Annotated in this window: 12 protein-coding genes; 2 read left to right on the top strand and 10 right to left on the bottom strand. The window is 71.8% G+C overall.

The window, feature by feature from the left end:
- Window positions 1-88 precede the first annotated feature (88 nt).
- The 4 genes from ACWDR3_RS21315 to ACWDR3_RS21300 all read right to left on the bottom strand — a co-directional run bounded on the left by ACWDR3_RS21315 (window position 89) and on the right by ACWDR3_RS21300 (window position 4,918).
- Window positions 89-688 (bottom strand): histidine phosphatase family protein, encoded by a 600-nt coding sequence (locus ACWDR3_RS21315; protein WP_450354078.1) that lies wholly within the window; start codon window positions 686-688, stop codon window positions 89-91.
- A gap of 107 nt (window positions 689-795) precedes the next feature.
- A complete protein-coding gene (locus ACWDR3_RS21310; RefSeq protein WP_450354077.1) occupies window positions 796-1,209 on the bottom strand; it encodes a hypothetical protein in 414 nt (137 codons plus the stop codon).
- Window positions 1,210-1,234: 25 nt separating this feature from the next.
- Window positions 1,235-3,604, bottom strand: a complete 2,370-nt coding sequence (locus ACWDR3_RS21305; RefSeq protein ID WP_450354076.1) for a hypothetical protein — start codon at window positions 3,602-3,604, stop codon at window positions 1,235-1,237.
- A 105-nt stretch (window positions 3,605-3,709) separates the two neighbouring features.
- Complete coding sequence (locus ACWDR3_RS21300; protein ID WP_450354075.1) at window positions 3,710-4,918, bottom strand: pyridoxal phosphate-dependent aminotransferase; 1,209 nt, start codon at window positions 4,916-4,918, stop codon at window positions 3,710-3,712.
- 87 nt (window positions 4,919-5,005) lie between these two features.
- On the opposite strand from ACWDR3_RS21300, the gene ACWDR3_RS21295 reads away from it, so the two are divergent.
- Entirely contained in the window at window positions 5,006-5,647 is a 642-nt protein-coding gene (locus tag ACWDR3_RS21295; protein WP_450354074.1) for a winged helix-turn-helix transcriptional regulator, read from the top strand.
- Window positions 5,648-5,789: 142 nt separating this feature from the next.
- Here ACWDR3_RS21295 and ACWDR3_RS21290 read toward each other — a convergent pair whose 3' ends face one another.
- From ACWDR3_RS21290 to ACWDR3_RS21280, 3 genes are read right to left on the bottom strand one after another with little or no spacing between them, the layout of a single operon-like run.
- Window positions 5,790-6,599 (bottom strand): hypothetical protein, encoded by an 810-nt coding sequence (locus ACWDR3_RS21290; RefSeq protein WP_450354073.1) that lies wholly within the window; start codon window positions 6,597-6,599, stop codon window positions 5,790-5,792.
- Window positions 6,599-7,864 carry a VWA domain-containing protein gene (locus ACWDR3_RS21285; protein WP_450354072.1) on the bottom strand — a complete coding sequence of 422 codons (1,266 nt, stop codon included), beginning with the start codon at window positions 7,862-7,864 and terminating at the stop codon, window positions 6,599-6,601. The genes ACWDR3_RS21290 and ACWDR3_RS21285 overlap by 1 nt, the downstream gene beginning before the upstream one ends.
- A 44-nt stretch (window positions 7,865-7,908) precedes the next feature.
- Window positions 7,909-9,408 (bottom strand): IucA/IucC family protein, encoded by a 1,500-nt coding sequence (locus ACWDR3_RS21280; protein WP_450354071.1) that lies wholly within the window; start codon window positions 9,406-9,408, stop codon window positions 7,909-7,911.
- A 93-nt stretch (window positions 9,409-9,501) separates the two neighbouring features.
- Between ACWDR3_RS21280 and ACWDR3_RS21275 the strand changes: the two genes are divergently transcribed.
- Window positions 9,502-11,175: an IucA/IucC family protein gene (locus ACWDR3_RS21275; RefSeq protein ID WP_450354070.1), complete on the top strand. Its 1,674-nt coding sequence runs from the start codon at window positions 9,502-9,504 to the stop codon at window positions 11,173-11,175.
- Here ACWDR3_RS21275 and ACWDR3_RS21270 read toward each other — a convergent pair.
- From ACWDR3_RS21270 to ACWDR3_RS21260, 3 genes are read right to left on the bottom strand one after another with little or no spacing between them, the layout of a single operon-like run.
- Window positions 11,150-11,959, bottom strand: coding sequence for an SDR family oxidoreductase (locus ACWDR3_RS21270; RefSeq protein ID WP_450354069.1), 810 nt, complete (start codon window positions 11,957-11,959; stop codon window positions 11,150-11,152). The two genes, ACWDR3_RS21275 and ACWDR3_RS21270, sit on opposite strands and share 26 nt — an antisense overlap.
- Before the next feature lie 46 nt (window positions 11,960-12,005).
- A complete protein-coding gene (locus ACWDR3_RS21265; RefSeq protein ID WP_450354068.1) occupies window positions 12,006-12,806 on the bottom strand; it encodes an alpha/beta fold hydrolase in 801 nt (266 codons plus the stop codon).
- A complete protein-coding gene (locus tag ACWDR3_RS21260) occupies window positions 12,803-13,393 on the bottom strand; it encodes an NAD(P)H-dependent oxidoreductase (RefSeq protein ID WP_450354067.1) in 591 nt (196 codons plus the stop codon). The genes ACWDR3_RS21265 and ACWDR3_RS21260 overlap by 4 nt, the downstream gene beginning before the upstream one ends.
- Window positions 13,394-13,400: the final 7 nt, after the last annotated feature.

Here is a 13,400-nt window from a genome sequence, read left to right as displayed (position 1 = left end):
TGCGGTCGTACGGCGATTACGACGGGGGTATGGCCGGGCGGTCGTACGGCGATCACGACCGGGGTCCGGCGGTGGGGTCGTACGGCGGCTACGACGGGGGCCGGACGTTCCAGCCCGAGATCACCGGTCGCCCGTGCTCCGTGCCCAGCCGGCACACCGTCCCGGTCGCCAGCTGGAACAGCGCCCCGGCCGACGGGGCGAGCCCCAGCCGGCGGGCCGTGAGCACTCGTAGGAAGTGGCCGTGGGCCACCAGGAGGACGACGCCCTCGGTGTTGGCGTGTGCCGCGTCCACCATGGCCAGCACGCGGTCGGCGCGTGCCCCGACCTGTTCCGGGGTCTCCCCGGGATGGTCCGGCGGGCCCGGTGCGACGCCGTCCGTGAACAGGAACCAGCCCGGACGGGTGCGCTGGATCTCGACGGTCGTGACGCCCTCGTAGCCGCCGTAGTCCCATTCGCGCAGGTCCACGTCGACCCGGGCGTCGGTCACCCCGATCAGTTCCGCCGTCTCCCGGGCCCGCTGCATCGGGCTGACGAAGGCGGCGCCGATGCGGTGCGAGCGGATCAGCGGGACCAGGCGCCGGGCCTCCTCCCGCCCGTGCTCGGTCAGGGGCACGTCCGTCGAACCCGTGTGCCGGCCGGACCGGGACCACTCGGTCTCCCCGTGCCGGACCAGAAAGAGATCACCCACGTGCGCGCCCTTCCCGCTCGCCTACCGGCACCGTGCCACAGGGTGCCGGGGACCCGCAGGACGGGCTGGGCCGGACGGCCCCGCCCCGAGACCCCGCGCCGGCGGTCTCAGTGCCCCGACAGCCCGGGGAGCCCCTGTACCGACTGGGTGAGCTGGCCGACCGCCACGACCAGCGGGGTCACCGGCTGGACGAACGCGTTCAGGCGGTCCAGGGCGCGCTGGAGGACCGACGGCTGCGGTTCGGGCTCCTCCAGTTCCTCGCGCAGGCGGCGCAGCTCCCTGGTGGTGGCCTCCGGGTCGGCGAGGGCCGCGCGGTGTTCCGTCAGCAACTGCTCGACGTAGGCCAGGAGTTGAGCCGTACGGGCGGACTGTTCGGCGTCCTGGGGCTGGAAGGAGACCGAGCCCGAGAACGCCTGGGCGCCGTGGCCCACGGCCTGGTTGCCCACGTACTGCGTGCCGCCGTTGATCACGACTCCGTTGTTGACGGGAGGATCGAGTCGCCCGTCGTCGTCGCGTGTCATCAGGACCCCCTGCTTGCTCGTCGGACTACTTGCCGGAACCGCCGGCGGCGCTGAGGGCGGTCCCGCCGGGCTGCTGCGGGATGTTCTGCGTGGCGGTCGCGCCCGTGCCGATCGCCTGGTTGCCGATGATGCTCGTCCCGCCCTGCTGGATGAGGCCCTGGTTGAGGATGGTCTGCTGCTGGGCGCGGAAGTCGTTGGTGTCGTAGCCGTGCGCGTCGAGGAACTCGCGGATCGCGGCGAAGGTGTGGCGTTGCACCAGGGATGTGATCCGCTCGGCGTCCACGACCTGGAAGTAGTTGTGGTAGTCGGGGCTCAACGCCAGCTCACGGACGCTGAGTCGGGCGCCGTAGTCGTAGACCGGGTCCTGCGCCATGGCCTTGATCTCGTCGGACATCCGGCGGTTGTGGCGGCTCTCGAAACGGGCGTGGCGCAGGGCCCGGAACGGCGCGGCGAAGAACGCCGGGCCGGTGCGGGAGAAGGCGGTCACCAGGAGGCCCCGGCGCCGTTCGGGTGTGAGCGGGTCACGCAGGCGGTCCACGACGTGGTACGCGGCGTTCACCGGACCGAGCACGTGGACGTCGATGTTCAGGTGCAGCGTCCTGCCCAGGGTCGAGAAGTGCAGGAAGACGCTCGGTACGACATCGCCGCCCCACAGCGGTACATGGATGGCCAGCCAGTGGCGGACCGTGCCGGTCGGACGCAGCATGATCCGCTCGACGGCCTCGGGCGACAGACGGGTCGCCGGGGCCAGTGTCGTGCTTCTGATGAACCGGTCGTCGTCCCCGATGGCGGTGCCGCTCGCGAAGACCCGGTCCTCGATCACGAGGGAGCCGAGGCCCTCCCCGTCGGCCGAAGCCGCGGCCGGGGTGGAGACCGAGTCCGCCGGCGTTCGGTCGGCGGAGCCGCGCGCGGCCACCGCATGGAGCTGTTCGCGTACGTGGCCGACGAGTTCGGTGACCGTGAACGGCCGTGGCTCGGTGGGGCGTCGGCCGATCCCGGAGGGGTCCTCGGCGGGCAACAGCGGTACGGCGAGCGCCGACTTGGCGCTGGTCGCCGCGTAGCCGATGAAGGGGCTGTAGCCGCTGTAGAGGGTGACGTTGCCGTCCCGCGCCTCCTTGATGGCCGTCAGCCGCGCGGCGATCCACTTGCGCCGGGGGACGGTCGGGCGGGGCTGCCGGGCGAAGGTCTCGCGGGTCATGGTGGTGCGCAGCAGCCGGTCGACGTCGAGGTCGTGCCGTACGACGGTCGCGTACGCGAATCCCGCGGCGCCGACGGACGCGAGGACGGCGGGCACGCCGGCCAGATAGGCACCGAGCAGCCAGCTCGCGAAGCCGCCCACGGGCAGGGACGAGAAGACGGCACCGAGGTAGAAGGCGAAGAGCACCGCCACCCCGACCGCGATCCCGGTGTTCGCCAACACCCTTCTGTCGGGCTGGCGTTGACCGCGAGTGGCGAAACTCTGCTGTACGCCGCCTCGTTGGGCGACCGCCAGGAACACCATGACGAAGACGAGCCACAGCGGCGCGAGCAGGGCCACGGCCCCGAAGCCTGCCGCCAGCCGCAGATCGCGCTGGTGCCGCAACTCCTGGGCCGACAGGCAGTGGCGTACGACCGCCACCAGGTCGACGCCGGGTGAGGGGGCCACGGCGCTGGCCTCGTCGGCCAGGACACCCTCCACCACCCGGTCGGCGAACCCCTCGTCGACGTAGGCCGCGGCGCACAGATAGCGGGTGACGTCACCCGGTGCGCTCCCGACCGGCATGTAGCCCGGCGCGGTCGTCATACCGAGTCCTCCCTTGTTCCTCCGACGGAGCGACGCCTTCGTGGCGTCGACGGACTTGGCGGTACGGGATCTTGGGGAACGGGCGGTGAGGAGGGCGAGCAGTACGCCGACCGCAAGGCCGAAGATCAGGCCGGAGCGCAGCAGGTTCTTCATCAACTCGCCGGAGAATGCCAGGTCCCAGGAGCCCGGTACGAAGGCGCCGGGCAGGGCGCACTGCAGGAGCATCACGAACTCCGAGGCCAGTACGCCCGCGAGGAGACAGCCGATCACCCCGGGACCCCGGCGGGCCGACAGCCGCGAGGTGAAGAAGACGATGCCCGCGAGCAGCAGCACGGTGGCCGCGTCGTTCACGAGCAGATAGCCGACGCCGCCGTAGCGGTCGGGGGAATACCCCCAGTCCGGCAGGAACACCGCCTGGACGAACCAGCGTCGGGGCCCGTCCTCGGTCAGCAGGACGTAGTAGTGCCGGACGTAGTAGTCGCTGACCGGCCGTTGCACCCACGGGCTGCCCACGACGACGAGGAGCAGGAGCAGCGGCGCGAGTCGGCTGCGTAAGTCCGACGGTGTGCGCGCGGCACGCCGAGGCGACATGAACATCTGGGGTTCCCCCATCCCCCGATCCCCGAGATCAGTGGCGGCACTCTATGGCATCCCCTTCCGCCGCGACCGCGAATCGGCAAACGGGCCGCGACTACTGCCGGTATCCGCACAGGGCAACTACTGCCGGTATCCGCTCAGGAACCGCCCGATCCGTCCGATCGCCGCCTCCAGGTCGTCCGCGTACGGCAGCGTGAGGATGCGGAAGTGGTCGGGGGTCGGCCAGTTGAAGCCGGTGCCCTGGACGACCTGGATCTTCTCCCGCAACAGCAGGTCCAGGACGAACTTCTCGTCGTCGTGGATCTTGTGCACCTTGGGGTCAAGACGCGGGAACGCGTAGAGCGCGCCCTTGGGCCGTACGCAGGACACACCGGGGATCTCGTTCAGCTTCTCCCAGGCCACGCTGCGCTGCTCGTTCAACCGGCCGCCGGGCGCGGTCAGTTCGTGGATGGACTGGCGGCCACCGAGCGCGGCCTGGATGGCGTACTGGGCGGGCGCGTTGGCGCACAGCCGCATGGAGGCCAGCATGGTCAGGCCCTCCAGGTAGTTCTTCGCGTGCTGCTTCGGTCCGGTGACCACCAGCCAGCCCGAGCGGAAGCCCGCCACGCGGTATGTCTTCGACAGGCCGCAGAAGGTGAGGACGACCAGGTCGGGGGCGAGCGCGGCGGCCGAGTGGTGCACGGCGTCGTCGTAGAGGATCTGGTCGTAGATCTCGTCGGCGAAGACCATCAGGCCGTGCCGGCGGGCCAGATCGAGGATGCCCTCGATGATCTCCTTCGGGTAGACCGCGCCGGTGGGGTTGTTCGGGTTGATGATGACAACGGCCTTGGTGCGGTCGGTGATCTTCGCCGCCATGTCGTCCAAGTCCGGGTACCAGTCCGACTGTTCGTCGCAGAGGTAGTGCACCGCCTTGCCGCCGGCCAGGGTGGTGACGGCGGTCCACAGGGGGAAGTCCGGGGCGGGGATGAGGATTTCGTCGCCGTCCTCGACCAACGCCTGTACGGCCATGGAGACCAGCTCGGAGACGCCGTTGCCGAGGAAGACGTCGTCCACGCCGACCTCCAGGCCCCGCTCCTGGTAGCGCTGGGCGACGGCACGGCGGGCGGAGAGGATGCCGCGCGAGTCCGTGTAGCCGTGCGCCTGCGGGAGCATCCGGATCATGTCCTGGAGGATCTCCTCCGGCGCCTCGAAACCGAACAGGGCGGGATTGCCGGTGTTCAGGCGCAGCACGCTGTGGCCCGCCGCCTCCAGGGCGTTGGCCTGCTCGATCACCGGGCCGCGGATCTCGTAACAGACCTCGCTGAGCTTGTTCGACTGCCGGAACTCCATGCGCGCTCGCCTCTCCGGTGACTTGTGTTGCTTGGTTTTACCAAGTTCGAGCTTGGAAAGTCCAACGACATGTCTAGACTGCGTCGCATGTCACCACGCCGAAGCTACGACCAGTACTGTTCCGCCGCCCGCGCCCTCGACGTCGTGGGCGACCGCTGGACCCTGCTGATCGTCCGGGAACTGCTCGCAGGGCCGCGCCGCTACACGGACCTGCACGCCGACCTGCCCGGCGTGAGCACCGACGTGCTCGCCTCCCGGCTGAAGGACATGGAAGGCGTCGGCCTCACCACCCGCCGCCGCCTCCCCCCGCCCGGCGCGGCCTACGTCTACGAACTCACCCCGCGCGGACGGGAGTTGCTGCCGGTGCTGCAAGCGCTCGGAGCGTGGGGGCAGGCCGAGCTGGGCGAGCGGCGCCCCACGGACGCGGTGCGCGCCCACTGGTTCGCCTTGCCGATGCTGCGGTCCCTGCGGGAGCTGGGCGACTTGGGGGAGGGGATCGTCGAAGTCCGGCTGGAGGAGGGCGACTTCCACCTGTACGTCGGTGCCGCGGACGGTCCGGTCTACGGTGACGGGCCCGCGCCCGGCGAGCCAGATGCGCGGCTGGTGCTGGACGCCGGGGCGGGTGCGGCCGTCGGCAGCGGGGAGTTGAGCGTGGCCGACGCGGTGCGGGGTGGGCGTATCGAGGTGACCGGGGACGGCATGCTGGCGAAGGTGCTGCGGGACCTCTGAGAACGACGGGGACTTCCCAATACGGCGGGGGCCTCTGCATACGGCGGGGGCTCCGAGTGCGCGGGGTCTCGGAGTACGCGGGGTTTCTGAACATGCAAGAAGCCCGCCGTACCCCAGGTGCGGCGGGCCTCTTGACGTACCGTCAGGCGCCCGGCGGCACCCGCGACGGACGTCCCGAACCGCGCGTCAGCGCGTACCCGCCGACGCCGGCCAGCGCGGCCAGCACACCGCCCAGCGCGGTCCACACCCAGCGGTCGGACCACCAGCCGGAGGACCAGCCGTCGTCGGGCTCGATGCTGGACAGCACGGCGGACGCCGACGAATCCTCGTCGCCGTCCTCGGAGTTGGACGTCACCGCGATCCCCGGCACCAGCGGCTTCGCCAGCGAGCCGTCCACCGCCGCCGAACCGCCGACGTCCTTGGAGTCGACCCGCACCTCGGTGCTCACCGGCAGACCCAGGTCGGCCGTGGCGAGGTTCACCGCGGTCAGCCGGAGGTAGTACGTGCCCGGCAGCGGGTCGTTCGCCCAGGTCTCCGACCAGGCGCGGACGGTCCGCAGCGTGCAGGACAGGTCGACCGAGGCCGCGCCCTGGGCGGCGGTGCGGCTCTGCGCCCCGTACTGGCAGGCCTGACGGCGGCGCAGTCCGTCGTACACGTCGAGCTGCCAGGTCTGCGCGGCGTGCGCGTCCGGCAGTTTCACCGTCGCCTTGACGGTGGGGCGTTGACCGGCGTCAGCCGGGAAGGACCAGTACAGGTAGTCGCCGGTGGAGGCACTGGCCGTGGCCTGCTGGCCCTGCTCGAACTCGGCCGCCGTACGGAACGACGTGCCCGCCGAGGTCGGCGCCGAGCTGTCGTCCGACGCGCTCGGCGACGGGGTGGAGTCGGCCGCGGCGGGCCAGGCGGCAAGGCCCAGCGTCAGCAGGGCGGCGCCCAACACTCGTGTGATCCGCATCAGTTGGTCCTCCAGACCGCGAGCCGCCAGCGGGACAGCCAGCCCCAGAGCACGCCGGCCAGGAAGCCGACCAGCACCAGCAGCCCGAGCAGCCACCAGCCGCGTCCGAGGCCGAAGGAGGCCACGTCGCTCGCCTTCGAGGGCGCGTCGACCACATCGACCGTCAGTTCCACCGGCATACCGGGCGTGGTCTTCACCCCGGCCGCCGCCGAGTAGGAGTTGGTCACCTGGATGCACACGGCCTCGGCCGGGGCGTCCTCGTCGTCGCTCTCGGCCTTCGGATAGCGCAGCCCCGTCGAGATCACGTCCGTGCGGCCTGTGCCCGAGGCTTCGCCGCGCACGATCTCCCGGCCGTGTGTCGTCACCGCCCGCAGCAGCAGGCCGTAGTCCGGGTTCATCGCCCGATCCGCCGAGACGCTCACCGAAGTGCGCAGCTCCTGGCCCGGGTTGACGTCCACCCGGTACCAGCGCTGCTGTCCGAACTCCTCGCGGTCCGTGTACAGACCGGACTTCAGCGTCGGCGCCTTCGCGCAGGAGTCGGCGCCCTCGGTGGCCACCGGCGTCACCACCGGGTCGGCCGCCCGGTCCACCAACTGGTTGACCTTGTCGGTGAGTTCGTCGGTGTGCTCGACCGAGGTGTACGTCCCGCCGGTCGCCTCGGCGATGCAACTGAGCTGCTTGCGCAGCTTGGTGCTCGGCACCAGGCCGAGGGTGTCGATGGTCATGCCGATGCCCTTGGCCGCGATCTCGCGGGCCACCTCGCACGGGTCGAGCGGGGCGCAGGTGTCCTCGCCGTCACTGATCAGCACGATCCGCTTGGAGCCCGCGTCCTCGCCCAGGTCGTCGGCCGCCTTGAGGAGGGCGGGACCGATCGGCGTCCAGCCCGTCGGCGACAGGGTCGCCACCGCCGTCTTCGCCTCGGTGCGGTCCAGCGGACCGACCGGGTACAGCTGCGCGGTGTCCTTGCAGCCCGTCTTCTGGTCGTCGCCCGGGTAGTTGGCGCCGAGGGTGCGGATGCCGAGCTGGACCTCCTCGGGCGTCGCGTCGAGCACCTCGTTGAACGCCTGCTTCGCCGCCGCCATCCGGGTCCCGCCGTCGATGTCCCGGGCCCGCATGGACCCGCTGACGTCGAGGACGAGATCGACCTTCGCGACGCTCTCGCCCGTGGGTTCGCCGGCGGCTGCCGCGGCCGGGAACGCGAGCCCGGCCGCCATGGCGGCGAGCAGGGCGCACACTCCTGCCGCCAGCCGTTGAGTTCTGATCATCGGCGGATCTTATTGATCAAAGGTGCCGTGCTCCAAAACGGCGGTCAGCGAAGGGGGTTGGGCAGCTCCATCCACTGGTCCCCGGGCGTCCCCGGCGACAGCCGCATCAACGTCAACGCCTTCGCGGGCAGCGGCTCTTCGAGCAGCGCGGTCACGTCGGGGGTGTGCGGCAGATCCCGTACGGCGGTCTCCAGCGCGGTCCGCAGGGCCGGTGCCGAACCCGCGGTGGCCGCGAGCGCGCCGGCCACCAGGGAGCCGAACAGCTTGCGGCGCAGAGACGTTTCGTCGTCGGTGACGACCCGGCCGGTGAGACCCGGGTCCGGGATGCCGTGCCGGGCCAGTCGGACCGGGCTGACCCGGATGTCGGCGAGGTCGCGGTAGACCAGGCGCAGGGGGGCACCCGAGTCCGACAGGACGACCAGGAGGTTCTGGCCGTGTGCCTCAAGGGCCACGCCCTGTTCCAGCAGGCGCAGGCCGACCGTGAGGGTGAGACGGGTGAACTCGGCGAGCCAGGCGGGGGAGTTGGGCAGCTCGGTGGTGGCGAGCGCGGCCACCGGCACGATCCGCTCACCGCGCTCCGTGGCCGCGTACGTCTGCGGCGACTCCCGCAGCACGGCCGCGAGGTCGGGCGAGTCCGCGGTGGCCGCGCCCAGCGTGCGGGTGACGTGCAGCAGCCCGTCCGAGCGCGCGGCGAGCGACTCTGCGAACGCCGACAGGGTCGCCGACATGCCGATCGAGTAGACGGAGATGTCCCGCACCGAGGAGGTCAGTCGGGCGCTGAGCGCCGTCTTGACGTGCGGACCGCCGGGCAGGGCGAGCGTGCGCAGCGACATCAACGGGTGGGCGCGCGGCCCCTCTTGGCAGGTCCGCTTGAGCACGTGGTGTGCCTGCCAGGGGTGCACCGGCAGCAACAGGCGTTCCCCGTCCCGCATGTCGGCCGGCCAGACGCCCGTCACCAGGCAATCGGACGCCGGCAGGGACGCCATGCCCAGCTCGACGACCGGCCGGTGCTCGGGACCGTAGGCGAGTTGCTCGGCCACCGAGAAGCCGGGCCGGGAACGGCAGTTGGGGTGGTACGGATGCCCGTCGACCACCCGCTGCTCCCACTCCCAGTCGCTCGCCGGCCACCCCTTCGCGGGCTCCCCCTGGTCGGCCCGTGACAGGGCCAACGAGGCGACGCTGTGCGCCAGTTCGGCCGCGAAGCCGGTGCTGTGGGGTACGCCGAGGTCGGTCATCAGCAGTGCCGGATGGTCGTAGGCGCTGTCGTCGAGTCGTACGACGGTGACGTACGCGGAGGTGGCGTACGGGTCGGCGGGCGGGCCGTGCAGGCGGCGGCCGTCGCTCAGGCGCAGGGTGACCCCGTCGGGGCCCGGTGTGCGGCCGGTGATCCACGGCAGCGGTTCATGGGCCAGCGCCCGCCACAGCCGGGTCAGCACGGCCGCCCGGGCGCCCGGCAGCTCGGCCGCGTACCGTGACAGGAGGTCGGGACGTACGACGGCCAGCTCGTCGGCGACCACGGCCTCCGCGGAGTGGGGACGGTGCACGGGAGGGCTCCTCGGGTACGGGTAGGGCGTCACGAACGGGGAGTGACGGCATACATACTGATCATCTTCGCCTGTACGGACCTCTGGGCACGAATGGATCGAGTGGATCGCGTGGTTCTCATCCCCCCGCCTTCCGGTGACGACGCCGCGACCGGCGCCGATGTCCCGGCCCGCGCCGACGCGTACGCCGCCGCACCGCTCCTGAACTGCCTGTTGCGCGAGGTGGCCGAGCCGCTCACCGAGCGCGGCGGGCGGCACGAGTACCGCCTGCCCGGCGTGAATCGTCTCCTACGCGTGCGTGGCGAGCGACGACCGGCCGAGCCCGAGGTGTACGCGGCCGGCCGCTGGCACCGCGTCGGCCACACCGAGCTGGTCAAACTCGTCGCGGAGGAGCTGCGCCGCACCACTGGCCTGTCCAACCACGAGCTGCCCGCCGAGATGACCGACAGCCGGGACGCGGTCGCCGCGCTGCTCACCGCCCGCGCGGGGGCGACGGCGCCCGAGGACCCGTACCGGCGCTCCGAGCAGTCCCTGATCACCGGCCACCCCTACCATCCGGCCCCCAAGGCGCGCGGCGGCGGCCCGGTGGCCGGCTGGCTGCCGTACGCACCCGAGGCGTACGCCGACTTCCCGCTGACGCTGCTCGGGGTGCGCGCGGACGCGGTCGTCGAGGAGGGTGACACCTCGGCGCTCGACACCCTCGGCGAGGCCCCGCCCGGCTACCGCTTGCTGCCCGCCCACCCCTGGCAGCTCGACCTGCTCGGCGCCGACCTCGCCCCGGCCTTCGCGGACGGCCGGCTGGTCCGTCTCGGCCCGACCGACTTCGACACCTGGCCGACGGCCGCGATCCGCACGGTGTACGCCCCCGAGCGCGACCTGTTCCTGAAGTTCAGCCTCGATGTGCGCATCACCAACGACATCCGCCGGCTGTGGCGCCACGACCTGCTGAAACTGCGCCGCACGGACACGGCGGTGGCTTCGGCGTTCGCCGCGATGGGCAAGGGTGCTGGGGTGACTTCGGCGTTCGTATCGGTGGACGAGGGCGCTGCGGGGGCTTCGGCGTCCGCAGCGATGGGCGAGGGTGCTGCGGTGACTTCGTCGTTCGCCGCGGCGGACACGCCCGCGGCCTGGCTGAGCGACCGTGGCTACCGCACCGCCGACTTCGCCTTCGAGGAACTCGCCGTCCTGGCGCGTGACGGTCTGCACGGCCATCTGGCACCCGGGACGACACCGCTGCTCGCGGCGGGCCTGGTGGAGGGCTTCGAGGGCAGTCCGATGGCCGTCCTGTCGGATCCGGAGGCCTGGTGGGAGGCGTACCTGCGGGCGGTGGTCCCGCCGTGCCTGACGGCCTTCGCCGAGTACGGCGTCGTACTGGAGGCGCATCTGCAGAACACACTGGTCGCGGTGGACGCCGACGGCATCCCCGTGCAGGCGCTCTTCCGGGACGCGGAGGGCGTGAAGCTGCTGTCGGACGTGTCTCGGGAGGCCGGCTGGGAGCGGCTCGTCTACTGCCTCGTCGTCAACAACCTCATCGAGGTCGCCGGTGCGCTGGCGGAACCGCGTCCCGGCTTCGACCCGTGGCCCGCCGTGCGGCGTGAGTTCGCCCGGCACGACCTGCCCGAGGCCGCCGCCCTGCTCACGGCTCCCGAACTGCCCGGAAAGACCAACCTGTTGCTCCGCTGGACGGGCGCGGACGGCGCCGACGCGCGTTATCTGCCGCTGCCCAACCCGCTGCGCACGGCTAGGAGTTCGGCTCCGCCTTCCTGACCGCTCGCACCCTTCGGTCGAACTCCCGGTTGAGCAGGGGCGACAGCACGCTGCCGAACCTCGACAGCGCACGCGTGCCCAGGTCCGGGCAGATCAGGAAGCGGCGTCGGTCGATGCCCTGCACGATCGCCCGCGCGACCTGCTCCGCCGGGATCGGCTTGATCGTGCCGCCGACCGCCCGGGTCTCCGCGGGCTTCCAGCGGTTCTCCTCGGTGAGTTGGGGGGTGTCGACGTCCGGTGGGAAGACGACCCCGACGTGGATGCCGTGCGGTGTGAGTTCGGCGCGGAGCGATTCCATCAGGCCGCGGACCGCGAACTTGGCGGGCCCGTAGGCGCTGTAGCCGTAGATGCCGAGGAGTCCGGCGGCCGAGGACACCGCGACCACGCTGCCCCGCCCGCGCTCGACCATCCCGGGGACCACGGCCCGCAGGGCGTGCAACGTGCCGAAGTAGTCGACGTCGATCATCTGCCGGAACACGTCGTCGGAGAGTTCGAGGAAGCGTCCCGGACGAGCGAGTCCGGCCGAGCTGATCAGGACGTCGCAGGGCTCTCCCTGCTCCTCCTCCAACTCGGCGACAGCCCGTGTCACGGCCGTCCGGTCTGCCACGTCGGCCGTGCGGGCGGCGGCCGCCAACTCCTTTGCCGCCGCGGCCAGTCGCTCCTCGCCCCGTGCGATCAGCGACACCTTCGCGCCGCGCTCCGCGAGCAGTCGGGCGGTGGCCAGCCCTATGCCGCTGGATCCGCCGGTCACTATCACGTGGCCGGTGGCTCTCGTCGCTCTCATCGCCGTACTCCTGTCCGCCGCCCCGCGCTTCCCGCGGGCGCGCCGTTCATTGACGCTCCGTCAAATATCGGTGGGCTGTGGAGATCAGGGCCACGAACGCGTCCGGGTCCTGCATGGGGAAGAGGTGACTGCCGCGGACGTGGGTGCATCGTACCGGCGCGCCCTCGCGGCGCAGGGCCTTCACGAAGGCGTGCTCGTCGGCGCGGAAGACGAGGTCGGAGCGGCCGTTGACGACGAGGGTGGGACGGTTCAGGTGACGGGCGAGGGCGAGGAAGTCGACCCGCCGCAGTTCCGCGACCGCTTCTCCGAAGGCGCGCATGGCCAGGCCTCCGGCGAGGACGGCGTCCGCGCACTCCGGGGTGGTGTGGCGGCGGAAGAGCCGCTCGTCGCGGGCGGCGGCGCGCTCCGGGCCCATGAAGTCGGTCACCCGGGCGGCGGTCGCGTAGGCGAGGCCCTTGAGGCCGCGGGGCTGGGCGGTGGCGCCGCACAGGACCAGGGCGGCGGCGTGGTCCGGGAACCGTGCCGCGTGGGCCATCGTCGTGAACCCGCCGAGGGACATGCCGACGACCAGAGGTCTGCGGCCCGTCGACTCCGTCGCCTCGCGCACCGCGTCGTCCAGTTCCGCCGCCGCGTCGGCCAGCGTGAACGTACGGTCCCTGAGCGCTCCGTGCCCCGGCAGATCGACGGCGCTCACGCGGAAGTCGGGCGCGAGGCGGCGGGCATGGGGCGTCCACATGGCCGCCGAGACACGGACTCCGTGCACGAGCACGATCGGCGGCGCGGAGTCTTCGCCGTAGACCCGCAGACCGGGGCGGACGGTGCGGCCGGTCTCGGTCCCGGGAGTCATGCCGCCCTCGTCTCGGGTCGGTTCGCGGCCGGGGCGCACAACCGGTCGACGGCTGCGTCGAGTTCGTATGCGGTTGCTTCGTATGCGGTTGCTTCGTATGCGGTTGCTTCGTGCGCGGTTGCTTCGTGCGGCGGATTGCGCAGCGCCCGCGCCGCGCGGCTGGGGACGAAGCAGCGCTCTGTCGGGGTGCTCGCCCCCATGGAGGTCAGGACGGTGTGCAGCGCCTCGTGGGTCAGCCGGCCGTCGGCGGGGGAGTGGCCCACCACGAGTTGCAGAACGGGCCGTCCGGCGAGGCCCGTTCGGGGCATGACGTCCAGGAACGTCTTGAGCAGTCCCGAGTACGCGGCCTTGTAGACCGGAGTCCCCACGACGATCCCGTCTGCTGTGGCGAGGAGTTGGGCCGCCTGTGTCAGACGGGGGTGGTGCAGGTGTCCCAAGAGCAGGGCCGCGGCGGGCAGTTCCCTGAGGACGAGGTGTTCGGTCCGGTGGCCCGAGGCGGCGAGTCGGGGCGTGACGTGATGGGTCAGGACGTGATCGGTGGCGGAGCCCGGGGTGGGGCTGCCCGAGATCGTCAGGAACGTGGCCATGGGATGG

This window comes from Streptomyces sp. NPDC001002 (genome assembly GCF_053599215.1).
Note: the sequence above shows the minus strand (reverse complement) of the source record. Positions and strands in the feature narration are given on the sequence as shown.

What these genes read in the sequence shown, in the direction of transcription:
- ACWDR3_RS21275 (WP_450354070.1), top strand. Translation starts at nt 9,502, where the DNA reads ATGGATCGAGTGGATCGCGTGGTTCTCATCCCCCCGCCTTCCGGTGAC.
- ACWDR3_RS21295 (WP_450354074.1), top strand. Translation starts at nt 5,006, where the DNA reads ATGTCACCACGCCGAAGCTACGACCAGTACTGTTCCGCCGCCCGCGCC.
- ACWDR3_RS21285 (WP_450354072.1), bottom strand. Translation starts at nt 7,864, where the DNA reads ATGATCAGAACTCAACGGCTGGCGGCAGGAGTGTGCGCCCTGCTCGCC.
- ACWDR3_RS21270 (WP_450354069.1), bottom strand. Translation starts at nt 11,959, where the DNA reads ATGAGAGCGACGAGAGCCACCGGCCACGTGATAGTGACCGGCGGATCC.
- ACWDR3_RS21305 (WP_450354076.1), bottom strand. Translation starts at nt 3,604, where the DNA reads ATGGGGGAACCCCAGATGTTCATGTCGCCTCGGCGTGCCGCGCGCACA.
- ACWDR3_RS21260 (WP_450354067.1), bottom strand. Translation starts at nt 13,393, where the DNA reads ATGGCCACGTTCCTGACGATCTCGGGCAGCCCCACCCCGGGCTCCGCC.
- ACWDR3_RS21310 (WP_450354077.1), bottom strand. Translation starts at nt 1,209, where the DNA reads ATGACACGCGACGACGACGGGCGACTCGATCCTCCCGTCAACAACGGA.
- ACWDR3_RS21300 (WP_450354075.1), bottom strand. Translation starts at nt 4,918, where the DNA reads ATGGAGTTCCGGCAGTCGAACAAGCTCAGCGAGGTCTGTTACGAGATC.
- ACWDR3_RS21290 (WP_450354073.1), bottom strand. Translation starts at nt 6,599, where the DNA reads ATGCGGATCACACGAGTGTTGGGCGCCGCCCTGCTGACGCTGGGCCTT.
- ACWDR3_RS21265 (WP_450354068.1), bottom strand. Translation starts at nt 12,806, where the DNA reads ATGACTCCCGGGACCGAGACCGGCCGCACCGTCCGCCCCGGTCTGCGG.